Source organism: Bacillus sp. AK124 (assembly GCF_053903085.1).
On the sequence record NZ_CP096378.1, the window covers coordinates 772,795 to 789,141 of the forward strand.

The 16,347-nt window shown below is 48.7% G+C and carries 14 protein-coding genes; all 14 read right to left on the reverse strand.

Annotated features, from left to right (window positions below; all coding sequences use genetic code 11):
- Positions 1-19: 19 nt before the first annotated feature.
- Entirely contained in the window at positions 20-871 is an 852-nt protein-coding gene (locus tag M1E06_RS03770; RefSeq protein ID WP_095323710.1) for a tagatose bisphosphate family class II aldolase, read from the reverse strand.
- A 25-nt stretch (positions 872-896) separates the two neighbouring features.
- Entirely contained in the window at positions 897-1,355 is a 459-nt protein-coding gene (locus M1E06_RS03775) for a PTS sugar transporter subunit IIA (RefSeq protein ID WP_026580110.1), read from the reverse strand.
- A gap of 6 nt (positions 1,356-1,361) precedes the next feature.
- On the reverse strand, positions 1,362-2,762 hold the full coding sequence (locus tag M1E06_RS03780) for a PTS fructose transporter subunit IIC (protein ID WP_026580109.1): 1,401 nt from the start codon (positions 2,760-2,762) through the stop codon (positions 1,362-1,364).
- Positions 2,763-2,775: 13 nt separating this feature from the next.
- Positions 2,776-3,690: a 1-phosphofructokinase gene (gene pfkB, locus M1E06_RS03785; protein ID WP_023856281.1), complete on the reverse strand. Its 915-nt coding sequence runs from the start codon at positions 3,688-3,690 to the stop codon at positions 2,776-2,778.
- A gap of 83 nt (positions 3,691-3,773) precedes the next feature.
- Positions 3,774-4,553: a MurR/RpiR family transcriptional regulator gene (locus M1E06_RS03790; protein WP_003185233.1), complete on the reverse strand. Its 780-nt coding sequence runs from the start codon at positions 4,551-4,553 to the stop codon at positions 3,774-3,776.
- Positions 4,554-4,662: 109 nt separating this feature from the next.
- A complete protein-coding gene (locus tag M1E06_RS03795; protein WP_224146394.1) occupies positions 4,663-4,989 on the reverse strand; it encodes a four-helix bundle copper-binding protein in 327 nt (108 codons plus the stop codon).
- A gap of 104 nt (positions 4,990-5,093) precedes the next feature.
- On the reverse strand, positions 5,094-6,023 hold the full coding sequence (locus M1E06_RS03800) for a metal ABC transporter substrate-binding protein (protein ID WP_035337699.1): 930 nt from the start codon (positions 6,021-6,023) through the stop codon (positions 5,094-5,096).
- 28 nt (positions 6,024-6,051) lie between these two features.
- On the reverse strand, positions 6,052-6,909 hold the full coding sequence (locus M1E06_RS03805) for a metal ABC transporter permease (protein ID WP_020452947.1): 858 nt from the start codon (positions 6,907-6,909) through the stop codon (positions 6,052-6,054).
- Positions 6,909-7,652, reverse strand: a complete 744-nt coding sequence (locus M1E06_RS03810; RefSeq protein WP_026580107.1) for a metal ABC transporter ATP-binding protein — start codon at positions 7,650-7,652, stop codon at positions 6,909-6,911. Before M1E06_RS03810 ends, M1E06_RS03805 begins: the two co-directional genes overlap by 1 nt.
- Positions 7,653-7,876: 224 nt before the next feature.
- Positions 7,877-10,819, reverse strand: a complete 2,943-nt coding sequence (locus tag M1E06_RS03815) for a glycoside hydrolase family 3 C-terminal domain-containing protein (protein WP_020452945.1) — start codon at positions 10,817-10,819, stop codon at positions 7,877-7,879.
- Positions 10,820-10,833: 14 nt separating this feature from the next.
- Positions 10,834-13,143: an alpha-xylosidase gene (gene yicI / locus M1E06_RS03820; RefSeq protein ID WP_020452944.1), complete on the reverse strand. Its 2,310-nt coding sequence runs from the start codon at positions 13,141-13,143 to the stop codon at positions 10,834-10,836.
- A 23-nt stretch (positions 13,144-13,166) separates the two neighbouring features.
- Entirely contained in the window at positions 13,167-13,988 is an 822-nt protein-coding gene (locus M1E06_RS03825; RefSeq protein WP_020452943.1) for a carbohydrate ABC transporter permease, read from the reverse strand.
- Positions 13,985-14,878 (reverse strand): carbohydrate ABC transporter permease, encoded by an 894-nt coding sequence (locus M1E06_RS03830; RefSeq protein ID WP_020452942.1) that lies wholly within the window; start codon positions 14,876-14,878, stop codon positions 13,985-13,987. Before M1E06_RS03830 ends, M1E06_RS03825 begins: the two co-directional genes overlap by 4 nt.
- Before the next feature lie 26 nt (positions 14,879-14,904).
- Positions 14,905-16,125, reverse strand: a complete 1,221-nt coding sequence (locus M1E06_RS03835) for an ABC transporter substrate-binding protein (protein ID WP_020452941.1) — start codon at positions 16,123-16,125, stop codon at positions 14,905-14,907.
- Positions 16,126-16,347: the final 222 nt, after the last annotated feature.

The following is a 16,347-nucleotide window of genomic DNA, read 5'->3' on the forward strand; positions in this document are numbered from 1 at the left end:
GAACATCCGGCTTTTTGCATTAGTATCTGTTATTGCTCATACACATCAAAATCTTTTCCTGAACGATTTCTTTCATGGCTTCTTTGGCGGGGGTCATATATTTTCTTGGATCGCTTGCATCAGTGTGTTCATGCAGATAACGGCGCAGTTTATCTGAAAAAGGAATTTTTAATTCAGTCGCGATATTTACTTTTGCACAGCCGAGCTTGATGCACTTTCTTACATCTTCTTGCGGAATTCCTGAGGCGCCGTGCAGGACAAGCGGAACTGAAACCCGTTTTTGAACCGCGGCCAGCCGGTCAAAATCGATATTGGGTTCTTTTGAGTAAAGCCCGTGGGCTGTACCGATTGCCACCGCAAGCGAATCGATTCCGGTTTTCTCGACGAACTCTTTTGCTGCATCCGGATCGGTGTAATAAGCGTCGGCTTCATCCACGATTAAATCATCTTCCTGTCCGCCGAGCCTTCCGAGCTCGGCTTCTACAGTGGCATCTTTTTGCCGGGCATATTGTACGATGCTCGCTACAATTGCGGTATTTTCGGCAAATGGATGGTGCGAAGCATCAATCATCACCGATTTTGTCCCTAATGATAAAGACTCGCGAATATCATCAATCTCTTCATGATGATCGAGATGGAGGGCGACCGGGATTGAACAGCGCGCTGCGGCCGTTTCTGCAATCGCTTGAATATAGTCGCGGCCTGCATAGCTGAAGGTTCCGGGAGTAGCCGCAAGAATCACGGGGGACCTTAGGGCTTCAGCCGCTTCTGTCACGGCTTGCACGGTTTCCAGGTTGTGAATGTTAAAGGCCGGTACCGCATAGCCGTTTGTCTGTGCGTCCAACAGCATTTTCTTCGTATTTGTCAGCATATCGATTCCTTCTTTCTGATCAAAATTAGGATATATAGCTCGAAAAGGTGTTCAGAATGTCGTCAGGACTCGAGGCTTTAAGCAGCTGCTGCCTCGCATCTTCGTGAACAAGCATGCGAGACACCGATGATAATAGATTGAGATGTGTGCTGCCTGCCTCGGCATCTGGTATCAATAAAGCAATGATAAATGTGACAGGGTTTTGATCAAGCGCGTTCCATTCGATGCCCATCTGGTTTTGAATGATGATGACAGATGCTTCTGTGATGTCCTTCAGTTTTGCATGGGGAATGGCAAAGCCTTCAATGAAGCCGGTCGTACTTTCAGCCTCTCTTTGTGCCAATCCGTGTATGACCGCTTGTTTTGTTTGGGCGGCTCCCGATTCATATGCGACCTGAGCCACCCGGTCAAATGCTTCCGCTTGGGAAGATAACGTTTCTTGAAGATAGATGTGCTCTTTTTTGATTAAAGCTGTTGTGCCCATGTTTGATCAGCCTTTCTGTTTTTCATATGTCCGTTTTTGATAAAAACCGTATAAGAAGGCGCCGATAAGCGATCCGATGATAATCGACAACACCCATTGAAAGGCTCCTGTGACAACGGGAAGTACAAGGAATCCGCCGTGCGGGGCAGGTACTTGAACTGCGAATGAGTATGTTAATATCGCCGATATCGAAGAGCCGATCATCAAAATCGGAATGACAGGGATCGGTTTTTTTGCGGCGAACGGGATAGCACCTTCGGTAATATGAGTGGCGCCGAGAATAAAATTGACAAGCCCTGCATTTCGGTCCTGCTGGCTGAAATATTTGCGGAAAAGCAAAGTGGCAAACGCAATGACGAGCGGCGGTGTGATGCACGCGGCGGAAACGCCTGCCATGAAATATTGGTTCCCTTCAGCGAGAAGAGCAGTGCCGGTGACATAAGCGGCTTTATTGACCGGACCGCCCATGTCAAATGCGCTCATACAGCCGATAATCAAGCCGAGAATGACGGGATTCGCTCCTTGAAAATCGGCTAAAAAGTCCTTCATCCCTTCATTGATGGCCGTCATCGGCTCCACGAGGAAAAACATGACCGCACCGATCAGAAAAATGCCGATAACCGGATAAAGAAAAATTGCTTTTAGCCCTTCAAGGGATTGAGGCATTTTTTTAAGTGCATACGAGAGACCGTAAATGATCAGTCCCGCCAAAAAACCGGATACGATGCCGCCCAGAAAACCCGCTCCCCCCGTGCTGGCGATCATGCCGCCGATAAACCCGACAATCAGGCCGGGACGTTTGGCCATTGAAGCGGCGATATAAGCGGATAAAATCGGAACCATCAGCTGGAAGCCGAATGCGCCCGTTTTATTCAGCAATTCGGCAAAAGCGTTGTAGCTAGGATGTTCAGGATCTGCTGAATGGATGCCGAATAAAAAGGAAAGTGCAATTAAAACCCCTCCGCCGACGACAAATGGGAGCATGTGGGAAACCCCGTTCATCAAATGTTTATATATTTTACGGCCGATGGAAGCGGCTTCGCCTGTTTGGAGTTCATCCTCTGTTTTTGCCGCTGTTTGTTCGCGGTAAATCGGCGCTTCGCCGTTCAGCAGCGCCCGAATTAAAGATTCCGCATCTCGGATGCCCCGCGCAACCGGGACGTCAAGGACGCGTTTGCCTGCAAAACGCTCGGCGCCTACATCTTTGTCAGCCGCGACAATGACTCCGTCGGCTTGTTTAATGTCCTCTGGCGATAGTTCGTTTTGAACTCCGATTTGTCCGTGTGTTTCGACTTTGATTTCTACACCCAGTTTGGCGGCGGCCTGTTTTAAGGCCTCTTCAGCCATAAATGTATGGGCAATGCCTGTTGGACAGCCGGTTGCCGCGATGATTTTGAACTTTTTCATAAGAAAACCCCCTTTATAAATGAGTGATTTGAATTTGTGAAGCTGTTTGATCGAGTTTGGACACATCTCCGAGGCCTTTCGAGAAAGCCGTCAAGGATCCGGCGGCAGAGGCGTGTCTGAGTGCTTCAGGAACAGAACAGCCCAGCTCCTGTTTTCCGACGAACACGGCAAGCATGGCATCGCCGGCACACGCGGTATTGACAACTTTGCCTTTGGCGGCTGTCGCTTTTAAGGTTCTTTGGCGGTCCAAATAAAGGGCGCCGTCTTTGCCGCGTGAGATGAGAACCCTTTGAGCGCCGCGATTGAGGAGCTCCTTTCCGTAGTGGATGATTTCTTCTTCAGACAGCGCTTTCTTCCGGCTGAAAAAAGCGGCAAGCTCCTGTTCATTCGGTTTAATCAGGTAAGGATGGTATGAAAGACAATCTAATAGGACGGGAGAGCTGATATCCAAGATCAACTTCAGTTTGTTTTCGGCGGCAATCTCGGAAAGCGAAAGGTACATGTCATCTGGGACTCCTCTCGGAAGACTGCCTGAAACAAATAAAAAGCGGCCGGACGGAATTTGACGGATTTTGTTGATCAGCTCCTGTTTTCGGCCTTCAGATATGAGCGGACCTTTGTTTACGATTTTGAATTCCCGGGTGGCATTAATAAAAATATTAATCCGTGAGATGCCTTCGACTTCGACAAAGTCTGTGACGATTTTTTCATTCAGCAGTTCATTTTCAATAAAACGCCCGGTAAATCCGCCTGTAAATCCAAGCGCGGTATTGTTAAGGCCGAGGCGCTTGAGCATAAAAGAAATATTGACACCTTTTCCGTTTGGCTGATAATCTTCATCTTTAGTGCGGTTGACGACATCGGGAAGCAGCTCGTCGGTTTCAACGAATAAGTCGACCGCGGTATTCATCGTGCATGTATAGATCATGCTGTATCCCCCCTTTATCTGTGGCTTCACAGACATTATGTCACAGATAAAAGGGGGGATGTTTACAGGTTGTGTAAAGGTTTTCAGCTATGAGCAGTGCGGATGACGTATGAGTCCAGCATGATGCGGGAGAGGACTTGCAGAGGGAGGCGCGAGCGGACTTCATAATCGGGAAAAAATGATTGTTCACCTTTAAACCCGACTAGTACGATCTCTGATAATTTCGCAAGACGCGAATCGATCCTTGTTGTTAATGTAATGGTGGAAATGGCTTGCAATTTGAAATTTTGCGCGGCTTCAACAAGCTCCTCTGTCTCGCCGTTCAGGGAAACAAAAAGGCCGAGGTCTTTTTTTGCCAGTGTTTTTGACTTGCCTCTGATAATATTCGGGTCGCTGTGCATCTCGCAGTTTTTGCCGAGTAGCTGAAGCTTGATCGTCATCTCAGTCCCAATCATTTCAGACAATCCCCTTGCGAAAATGTAAACTTTTTCGGCATTGCTGATTTTTTGAATGGCATCTTCGATCAACCCGATATCAAGCATTTTAATCGTATCCAGAACTTCTCTTTCATTCTTGAGCACGGCCTGTTTAATTTGGCTGTCGATATCATCCATCAGCGGAGCGTGGCCGAGGTGGTGTTTTTCTTTTAATGCGTACTTAAAAGAAGTGTACCCGTCATAACCGAGCTTTTTCATTAACCTGACAATCGTGGCTGTTGAAACATTTGCATCCTCGCTTAATTTTACAATCGATAAAGTGGCGATGACATCTAAGTGCTGATAAATGTACTCGAGCAAATGCCGTTCTGAATCGCTGAGCGACTGATATGTGTCAGAAGTCATTTGAAACACGCTGTCTTTCATATTAAAACCCCCTTTTATAGTCATATTGTATCAGTTTAGCAAGGGGGGAGGAGAAAAAATAAACGTTTCCGACATAAAAATATCCGGCCCGAGAGCCGGATATTTCAAGTTAAGAAGCGATTTTTTTGCATGCTTCCGCACATGCAAAGCAGCTTTCAGCGCAAAGCTGGCAGTGGTCATGCTTGTGCAGGCTGCATTCATTGCCGCAAGCTTCGCAAACCTTTGCGCAAAGCTGGCAAATGTCTTCGGCATACGGGCTGTTGCGCGTCATGGCTTGAAGTGCGAATCCGCACATCTCCGCGCATTCCCGGTCAAGTCGGATGCATTCGGCCATCATCCCCGCGTCTTCTTCCATCAGACATTTGTCAAAGCAGTGATTGCATGCTTCAAGGCATTCCCGGCAGGCTTTGATGCATTCCTCGTATACAGATTTCACGAAATACACTCCTTTTTTCTGCGTTTTCCCTTCGTTGTACCCTGCTTTAAAATCGGGAAAACATGCGAAAAAAACTGCTGTACAGGATGTACAGCAGTTTTTGGTTATTCGGCGAGACCTTGATGGATCCGGTCAAGGTTTTCTTTCATCATCTTATAATAGGAATCTCCCGCTTCACCGGGCTTTCCGATCGAATCGGTGAAGACTTTTGCTTTAATCGGCACGCCCGTTTCCGCTGACAGGCTTTCCATGCTCCGCGGGTCAACGCTTGTCTCCACGAATAAGGCCGGAACTTCCTTTTTCTTCACCGTGTCGACGATTTTTTTCATCTGACCGGGAGTTCCTTCATTTTCGGTATTGATTTCCCAAATATACTGCGCGTCGACGCCGTAGGCCGAAGCGAAATATTTAAAAGCTCCTTCGCTCGTTACAAGGACGCGGCGCTCTTTCGGTATATCTTTAAAGCGGTTCACCGCTTCATTATGAAGCTTTTGCAGCTTGCCGATATAGGCTTCAGCGTTTTTCTCGTAATCTTCTTTATGGTCGGGATCGTTTTTGATCAGCGCATCTCTCGCGTTTTTGGCATATTGAATCCCGTTTTCTATATCGAGCCATGCATGGGGATCTTCTTCCGTTTCTTTACCTTTGGCAGTGAGATGCTTTGGCTTGACCCCTTTGCTCAGCTTGTAGACAGGGGCGTCATCGCCGTCTTTTTCAGCTGTTTCCAGCAGCTTGTTAAACCAGCCGTTTCCTGTCTCCAAATTCAGGCCGTTGTAAAAGATGACATCGGCGTCCGTCGTTTTTTGCACGTCTTTTGGCAGCGGGTCGTATTCGTGCGGGTCTGTTCCAACAGGTACAATGCTGTATAAATCGATGTGATCTCTTCCGACTTGTTTGACGATGTCATAGAGAATGGAGTAGGTGGTGACGACCTTCAGCTTTCCGTTTTCTTCATTGCTGCTTTTCGATGAGCAGCCAGCGGCGAGAACAAGAATTAATGCCGCCGCAATGGCTAATGTTTGCTTCCATTTCATGTTTTGTGTTCCCCCTTTATATTGTGGATTATTGAAGTGCTGCCCGCTTTCTTCTTGATTTCAAAGCTCTCCAAAGCACGCCTTGTTTCGGTGAAAATGTAAAGGAAAGTCCGAACAAAATCGTAGCCACGAGCACGATCGCCGCTCCTGAGGAGAGGTTGTACGTATAGCTTAATCCAAGACCGACGACCGCTGACAAAGCGCCGAGGAAAGCGGACAAATAGATCATCACCCACAGCCGGTCCGTTAATAAATAAGCGGTTGCGGCAGGCGTGATCAGCATCGCGACGACGAGGATAATGCCGACGGTCTGAAGCGATGCGACCGTGACCATCGTTAAAAGCGTCATTAAAAAGTAGTGAATCAGCCGGTTCGGCAAGCCGTAGACGGCCGCCATCGTCGGGTCGAAAGAGGTGATGAGCAGCTCTTTGTAAAACAAAAAGACGGCGGTAAGAATCATGACTCCGATGACGAGCGTGATCCACATGTCGGATGAACGAACGGCCAGCACATTTCCGAATAAGATGTGGTACAGATCGCTTGAGCTTTTGACAAGCGTGATCAAAATGATCCCGACGGCGAAAAAGGCTGTGAAGACGATACCGATGGCCGAATCGTTTTTAATCCGGCTGTTTTGGCTGACATAGCCGATTCCGAGAGCCGTCAGGATGCCCGTAAAGACGGCGCCGAAGAAAAAATTGACGCCGAGCATATAAGAGATGGCGACGCCGGGAAGGACCGCGTGTGAAATCGCATCTCCCATCAGCGCCATTCCCCTGAGAATGATAAAGCAGCCGATGACGCCGCAAATGATGCCCACCATAATCGATGTGAACAGCGATTTTTGCAGAAACGAATATTCCATCAAACCATGGATAAATTCCATCACATCGCACCCCTTTTCGATTGCAGGAACGGAAGCTGAGATTCGTAGGCTTTCATCATCACGTCGGGATTGAGGATGTCGGAGACCGGGCCTTTTTGAATCAGCTCTTTGTTCAGCAAAATTAATTCATTGAAATAGCTGTCCGCTTTGCTCAAATCGTGATGGACGACAAGAACGGTTTTTCCTTCATCACGAAGTTCCTTTAAGATGCTGACGATCATTTCTTCACTCGTCACATCAATTCCGACGAACGGTTCGTCAAGACAGAACAGCTCTGCTTTTTGGGCGAGCGCCCGGGCGAGAAAAACGCGCTGCTGCTGCCCGCCTGACAGTTCACCGATCTGGCGCTTGGGGTATGCTTCCATCCCGACTTTTTCAAGACAGTGATATGCCCATTCTTTATCGCGTTTTTTCGGACGTCTGAAAAGGCCAAGTTCAGGATACGTGCCGAGGATGACGGTGTCGAGCACATTGATCGGGAACGTCCAATCCATATCATTCCGCTGCGGAACATAGGCGATTTGCTTGCGTACATGTTTGAGCGGTTTTCCGAGCAGACGGACGTCGCCTTTATCTTTTGGAATCAATTGGAGCATGGCTTTTAACAGTGTTGATTTTCCTGCGCCGTTCGGTCCGATAACGCCCGCCATCATTCCTTGATCAAGCGAGAAATTGATATTGCGAAGCGCTTCTGCGCCGTGATAAGAAACATATAAATCTTTTACAGTAATCGCGGGTTTCATAGGTTCATTAACCCCTTTCTATGTCTATATGAAAGTTAACCTGAATACAATATTTTTGTTTCGGTAATATTTTATTGCCTTATGACATTTTTTTTACCTAATGCAACTTTTGATTGAATTCTAATATATCATTCCTAAGTTGTAAAGCACTAAAATTGCTGAAAAACGGTAAAAGCCATGCAGATCAAGCTGCATGGCTTTAAAAAAATTTCTTCTGTGCCGGTTTATCGTTCAAATTGAAACGTATCGATTGCGACTTTCCCTTTGAAGACAAAGTAGATGCGATGGGTGCCTGCCGATTTTCGGACGGAAGCTTTTATCGTTTTCCAGTTATGCAATCCGGATGTGTCAGGCACTTTTAACGAGCCGATTTGCTTTCCTTTTTGAGGATGATCGAGGAAGATGCCGATTTCGCCGCCGCCTCTGCTTGCAACCTTTGCTTTTATCCTTTTTTCGCCTTTGAAGCAGACATCATGGAAGGCGATCCACGCGTTTGCTGTACTGCTTTTTACCGCATCGCCGCCGTATTTGGATTCTTCGGTGATGAGCACGCCTTTGTAGTCGTCGTAGTTTTCAGCGTTTGTCTGCCGCCGCAAGTTCCGTTCTCGAATCGTTTCACCTTGGACGAAAATCCGCTTTGTCTTGCGGATGTCCGCCGCCGAGCTCCCGACCGATATTTTGTATGCGCCTCTTTCAACGGCAAACGTTTCGCTCGTTACATCCCAGAAGGCAAGGTCTGCCTGTTTCAGCTTGAATGTCACGGTTTTCGTTTCTTTCGGTGCCAGCTCAACGCGCTGAAAGTTTTTCAAGTCCAGATTGGGCTGTTTAACCCGCGTGTTAAACAGGGGAGAAGTATAGAGCTGAACGACCTCATCTCCTTTTCTTCCGCCTGTGTTGGTGACGTTGACGCGGATCGTGACGGAGCCGTCTTTTTTGATGCTGTCAGAGGAAACGCTTAAACCGCTGTAGTGGAACGCTGTATAGGATAACCCGTGGCCGAACGGATACAGCGGCTTGCCTTCGAAATATTTATAGGTTCTTTTTCCTTTGATGATATCGTAATTCATCATATCCGGCAGTTCTTTGACTGACGTGTGCCAAGTTTGCGTCAGCCGTCCGCCCGGATTTTCATCTCCAAAGAGAATGTCCGCCAATGCGCTTCCCGCCTCCTGGCCTCCGTGTGCGGAGTATATGATCGCAGGAATGTGCACTTTAGCCCAGTTGAGAGCGAACGGATAGCTGCTCGTTACGACAAGCACCGTATTGGGATTGGCTTTAGAAACAGCTTTCAGCAGATTTTCCTGGACCGGAGGTAGTGTAATGTCTTTCCGGTCTTCGGTTTCCCGGCCGTTGATGTAAGGATTGTTGCCGACAAACACGACGGCTTTGTCCGCGGTTTTTACCAGTCGAACCGCTTCCTCCGTACTGCTCTTGATGATCGCCTTTGAAAACTTTTCCGCTGCTGTCGCCGGCTTTTCGGCAGCGGCTGTTAATGTCCCGTCTTTTCCGGCGGTGAGATATTTGCCGTTTGCCGTATTTTTGATGGCGAATGTCCCGTCAGGCTGCTGTTCAAACTGGAAAGTTTCTTTGACGGTCCAGCCGTTCGGCTGTTTCTGATCAGCGATCAGTTTGCCGTCATCCTGAAGCGAGACATAGAGACCGTTCGCTTGGGCGCGGAGGGTGAAAATGCTTTCTCCCCAATCCGCCGCATCGAATGCCGCGCTTTTCTCAAGCTTGTCAGCCGATGCTGTGAGCGGTTGTTTGCCGTCCCGGCCTGCGGTTACAAACTTTCCTGTCAGGGCGGATTTGAACCCGCTTTGTTCCAGCCCTTCGGCAAAGGAGACGCGGTCTTTGCCGATTTTGTCCGCGATTCCGTCAAGCGGGGTTTTCCGATACGGCATCGTTCCGCTGTACCAATCTTCGTAAAGCGCATTTCCGAACGGTCCGATAACTGCGATGTTTTCATTTTTCCGGGTATTGAAGGGCAGCAGATTCCGGTCGTTTTTCAGTAAAACAATGGCTTTTTCAGCCGCTTTTTTCGCAAGCTGCCGGTGCTTTGGACTGTTGATGACGCCATCTGTCAGGCGGCTGTACGGATTGAGTTCGTCCGGATCGAATTCGCCTGTTCGAAAACGGATGCTGAATGTGTTGGCCAAGGCTTGATCGAGGTCTTTCTCAGACATAAGGCCATTCTTTAAGGCGCCGGTTAAGGCGGTTTTCGTCAGCCCGGGATTTTCTCCCTGATCTGTAAAGTTGTCAATGCCGGCTTTTACGGCGTGGGCATGCGCTTTTTCGTGGCTGTCATAATACTTGTGGTCAGTGACGATTCCTGAAGGATCAAAGGCGTCGCTGACGATGAAGAAATCGTCTCCGGCCCATTTTCCTTTGACTGTGCTGTTGAGCAGCGGGCTCAAAATGGCCGGTTTATCGTTGACAGAATTGTAGGCTGGCATCAGGCCGTATGCGGCTTTTGCGGAAATTGCCGTTTTGAAGGGCTTCAAATAATACTCGTTCATGTTCCTGGGATCAATGCTTGAGGAGCTGAATCCCCGGTCTGTTTCGTTGTTATAGGCAAGAAAATGTTTTAAGGTAGGAACTGTTTTCAAATAGAAGGGATGCTCGCCCCTTAAACCGGAGGCATAGGCGGTTGCTATTTCCCCTGTTAAAAAAGGGTCTTCGGAATAGCCTTCTTCATTTCTACCCCACCTTGGATCCCGCAGCAGATCAACGACCGGCGCCCAGACATTGACTCCGTTTGCCGCGGGATCAAGGTGATGGAAGCCGCGGACTTCATCACCGACCGCTGAGCCGATTTGTTTGATTAAAGAGCGGTCCCATGTGTGTGCGAGCCCGACAGCCTGCGGGAAAACGGTCGCTTCCCCGAGCCAGGCAACGCCGTGAAGCGCTTCTGTGCCTGTTTTAAAAGCGGGAATGCCCAGCCGGGGAATGGCAGGCTGATATTGATGCATCAGCGACACTTTTTCCTCAAGGGTCAGTCGAGAAAGCAAGTCGCTGACCCTTTTTTGAACAGGGAGACTTGGATCTTGAAAGGGATATTCATATTCATCAGCCTGGGTTTTAGCGGCCGCGGGCGGCGGATTGACAGCGGCGGCGGAAAGGATCGTGCACATTGCCGCCAACATGATGGTGCGGACCGTTTTCAGCATCCTGATCACTCCTTTTAGAAAAAAATGAAGACATCCCGGTCCTTTTCTTTTGGCTGAATTGCTGTTCCCTCCTGAAGCGCTTCCGCTGCGCCGTTTATGACAGAAGTGACAGACAGATCGCGGATGAGCAGCTTCCATTTCTTTTGGACGCCTGTTGTTTTCACGGTAATCGTATTTTCATGCCGTGAAGCTCTGACTGTCATTGCTTCGCACTTTTCATTGTAAATCGTCTGTTCGGCTGTGCAGCCGTCTTTTAATTGGTAAAGGCAGAACGTCACACCGTCGAGATAATCATAATCAGGTCGCCCGGATTCCTGCCCGAGCGGCAGCAGCGTATTTTCCCTGACGAACAGGGGAAGCCCCATATACCCGTACTGTTCTTCTTTCCATTCTCCGCCTTCCGTCTCTTTTCCCGTCAAAAGGTGTGTCCAGGTGCCTTTTGGCAAATAATAACGGACAACGCCGTCTTCCTGAAAAACGGGAGCGACGAGGAGTCTTCCGCCGAGCATGTACTGTCTGTCAAGCCAGTGGCAAGTGTTGTCCCCGGGAAATTCGAGGAGCATCGCCCGCATCATCGGAATGCCTTCAGCGTGCGCTTCATGCGCGGCGGCGTACAAATAAGGCATCAGCCTGTGCTTCAGTTTGACAAAATACCGCATCACATCGGCCGCTTCTTCGTCAAACAGCCACGGAACGCGATATGATTCGCTCCCGTGCAGGCGGCTGTGCGTCGACAAGAGGCCGAATGCGGTCCAGCGCTTATACAAATCGGCTGTTGCCGTGCTTTCAAATCCGCCGATATCGTGGCTCCAGAAGCCGAAGCCTGAAAGGGAAAGCGACAGGCCGCCGCGAAGGCTTTCAGCCATTGAATCATAGCTGGCAAAACAATCCCCGCCCCAGTGTACGGGAAATTGCTGGCCTCCGGCCGTCGCCGACCTTGCAAACACGACCGCTTCCCGTTCGCCGCGCTTTTGCTTCAACAGGTCAAATACGGTTTTGTTGTATAAAAAAGAATAATAATTGTGCATTCTGTCGGGGTCTGATCCGTCAAAGTAAACCGCGTCTCTCGGAATCCGTTCTCCGAAATCGGTCTTGAAACAGTCGACGCCCATGTCGAGCAGGCTTTCAAGTTTTGAACAATACCAGTCACGCGCTTTTCGATTGGTGAAGTCGACGATTGCCATGCCGGCCTGCCACCGGTCCCACTGCCACACATCCCCCCGGCTGTTTTTTAAAAAGTAGCCGTGTTCTTTTCCTTCCTGAAAAAGCTTCGATTTTTGGGCGATGTAAGGGTTGATCCAGACGCATATTTTCAACCCCTTATCTTTCAGGCGGCTGAGCATAGCTTCAGGCTGCTTAAAATATCGTTCATCCCATTCGAAATTGCACCATTCAAATTCTTTCATCCAGAAGCAGTCAAAATGAAACACGCTGAGCGGGATGCCGCGTTCGGTCATCCCGTCGATGAAACGTGTCACGGTTTCCTCAGAATAGTCGGTTGTAAACGATGTGGACAGCCAGAGGCCGAAAGACCAGGCCGGGGGAAGCGCCGGTTTTCCCGTTAACGACGCATAGCGTTTCAAAACATCCTTCGGTTCAGCACCGCTGATGATAAAATAGTCAAGCGTTTCCCCTTCGACCGAAAACTGCGCTTTGGATACGACTTCAGAACCGATTTCATACGAAACGAGCTCGGGATGATTGACAAAAACACCGTACCCTTTGTTTGACAAATAGAACGGCACATTTTTATACGCCTGCTCCGTGCTTGTGCCGCCGTCCTGATTCCAGATGTCTACGGTTTGGCCGTTTTTCACGAATGCCGTAAAACGCTCGCCGAGACCGTAGATCAATTCGCCGACGCCGATGTTGAGCTGTTCCCTCATAAAGGTGCGCCCGTCATTGCTCGTGATATAGGCGAGGCTATTCGATTCGCTTGCGGTCAGGCTCTGTCCATCACGTGAAAATTGGTAGCGCCAACCGCTTTTGCTCACCTCAACGCACAGGCTGCCGCTTTGGAAGGTCAGCGCATCATCTTGTTCGGAGATAACCGGCTCAACGTCTGTCATATCCAGCTGAAACTCGGGCTTGCGAGGCGTTTCCCCTTGAAAATGGGACACTTGCACACGGATCACGTCTTCAAGAGGACTCGAAAATCTGACGGTGAGCATGCGGGTGTCCAGCGTGTCCCCGCGCTTTTGAACCGCTTTGACAGGCCCGTATACAGTCAATGATTGCTGATCAATCATTCGGGCGTAGGCTTCTTTTGGCGTGTTGATGTGATATCCTTCGCGCGTCAGCCAGTAGCCGTCTGAAAATTTCATGATCGAAAACACCCTTTCTATTTTTACTTGATGGATCCGCTGATCAGACCTTTAACAAGCTGCTTTTGAAGCAGTATAAAAATGATGATGACAGGCAAAACCGATAAAACGGCAAATGCCATCAGATCATTCCACTGGATTCCGTATTGGCTGATCACATTGTAAATGCCGGCCGTCAGCGGCCACAGCTCCTGATTTCGGTTGAATGTCATGCTGTAAATCAAATCTCCCCATGTGAAAAAGAAGGAAACCGCTCCGCTGACGGCAATCCCGGGTACGCTGATAGGCAAAATAATGCGGATGAATGCGGTAAAACGGCTGCAGCCGTCGATTTTGGCCGCATCCTCAAGGTCCTTGGGAATCCCGAGAAAAAAAGTTCTGAGCATTAATACCGAAAAAGGAACGCCGAGCGTTGCTCCCGTCAAAATCGGTCCGATATACGTGTTTAATATGTTCAGCTGATTAAAGGCGATAAACAGCGGAGTCAAAACAACGGTGGCAGGCAGCATTTGCGTGATGAGAAACAGTAAAATGAACATTTTTTTGCCCTTGATCCGAAAGCGCGCCAAGCCGTAGGCGGAAGGAACGGCCAATATGAGAACGATGGCGGCAGCCGCCCCGGAAATCAGCAGGCTGTTCAAAAAGTATCCGGCGATGCCTGAAGTGAACACAGCTTCGAAGCCGGCCGTCCGGAATGTCTCGGGCCACAATAAAGGCGGTGTTTTAAACAATTCTGCCTCGCTTTTGAAAGCTGTGGCGATCATCCAGTAAACGGGGAATAAAAAGCCGGCCGTAACGAGGACGCCAATAATGTTAAAGAGCCATTCCTTTTGCTTCGTTTTCATGACATCACCTCATCTTTTTTGATCAGCCGCAAATAGACAAGACTGACCAAAAGAAGAATGAAAAACAGGACATTGGCGCTTGCTGCGCCCATGCTGAATTGAAATTCGTCAAAGGAGTAGCGGTAGCTGACGGTTGACAGGACTTCAGTGGCGTGCACGGGGCCGCCTCCAGTCATCACAAACACAAGGTCGAACACTTTGAACGTATAAATGAAGCCGAGCATCATGACGACGGTGATCACCGGCCGCAATAAGGGTAGGGTCAGATGAATGAATTTCTGAAAAGCATTGGCGCCGTCAAGGCTTGCGCTTTCATAGACGTCTTCCGGAAGGGAGCTGAGACCGGCGGATATGAGCAGCATATTAAAGGGAATGCCGACCCAGATGTTGGCGATAATAACGGACCAGATGGCAATCTTCGGATCTGACAGCCAGGGGATTGGATTGTCGATCATTCCCCATGATAGGAGCAGCTGATTGAACACGCCTTCATTTGAAGCCATCATAAACTTGAATAAAAGCGCCGTAACCGTCAGCGGAATGAGCCAGCTCACCATCATCAATCCCCTGAGAAACGGGGCAAGCCGAAATTTCATGCTGAAAAACAAAGCGAGCAAAAAGCCGATTGCAAACTGAAAAACGACGCTTCCAGCCGTGTAGAGCAGCGTGTTTTTTAAAGATGCCCAAAATACTTTATCCTGCGCAAGCCGCTGATAATTGTCGATTCCTATAAAGCTGATATCCTTTGATGCTATATTTGCAAGCGACACGTTTTGAAAGCTGAGAATTATGTTGTAGATGAGAGGATAACCGATAAGGGTAAGCATAAAAAGAACGGCCGGGAACAAATAGAAGCATCCTTCCCATTTACGAATGATGGCTTTGATCATGTCAAAACTCCTTCGTGCGCTTAAAGCTAGTTTAAGGCGTTGATTTTTTGTGCGGCCTCATCCAGCGCTTCTTTCGGCGTTTTGCTTTCGCTCAATGCTTCCTGCAGGGCCGTCTGTAAAGCTTCCGAAATTTTCGGCCAGTTTTTCGAAGGGCCGCGGGCTGATGCAATCTCCATGATTGGAATGAAGGCTTTTAAATTGTCATCTGTTTTCCAATGACTTGATGATTCGAGCAAATCCTTACGCGGCGGGAATACACCTGTTTCCGCTGTCAGCGTTTCGAGCCGCTCCGGATCGATCAGCCAAGTGATGAAATCCCAGGCGCCGTCGGTGTTTTTTCCTTTAACGACTGCCATATTTTCCCCGCCAAGGGCGGAAGCGAATGTTTGATCCTTCGGGATGAAGGTAATCCCGTAATGTAAGTGACCGGCTTCTCTCAGCCGTTCAATATTCCAGGAGCCGTTGATCATCATAGCGAGCTGACCTGCTGCAAACTGTCTGGCCAGATCATCCTGGGTGGCGTTTAACACTTCCTTGCTCATTGCGCCTTCTTTGACCAGATCCGTTAAAAACTGCAGGGAAGAGGCTGCTTCTTTTGAATGCAGCTGTTTTAAATCTGCTCCGGAAGACAAAAGGAACGGATAAAATTGAAAAGCGCTTTCCTCTGATTTGACGGCTGACAGGGCAAATCCTTTCGTTTGGCCTTTGCTCGTTTTTTTCGCTGCTTTTTTCAGCTCGCTCCACGTTTCAGGCGGCTTGGAAATCCCTGCATCCTTCAAGAGGTCTTTGTTGTAAAACAAAGCAAGCGCATTGCTTGCGAAAGGGATGCCGTAGTACTTCTCTTCATATACGGCTGATGAGAGCGGCCCCTCATAATACCGGTCAGCCTGCCCCCATTGCTCGACTTTCTCTGTTAAATCTTCGAGCACGCCCATGGCGGCGAATGAGGCATTGTCGACATTGTCAAGGAAAACGGCGTCAGGCATGGCATTGCCGGCTGCTCCGACAGACAGCTGCTTTTTCACTTCATTAAAAGGAATGTACTCTGTTACGACTTTGTACCGATCCTGAGACCGATTGTACTGGTCGACAAGTTCATGATAAAGTTCCTGCTGTCTGCCGGTGAAATAATCCCAGACTTTGATTTCTTCCGCATGCTTTGCGCCGGCGTTGGTGCCACTTTTGCAGCCTGCGGAAAAAACGAGAAGAAGGGCGAGGCAGATGATCATCAGACACGATTTTTTCAAAAACGCTCACTCCTTATGAAAAAAAGCTTGTTAGTTTAATAGCTAAACTAAGTATATTTGGGCATCGCTTCTAATATGCCAGCAGAGTTTCGCAGGCGCGAAAGCAGGGTAAAACGCGGAAACAGTCCGGTGCGTATGATAACAAAGATCGATTGACACATTTTTCGAATGAAGCATATAATAAGGATAAATAATATATGCGTATATGCTCATATATAAAAT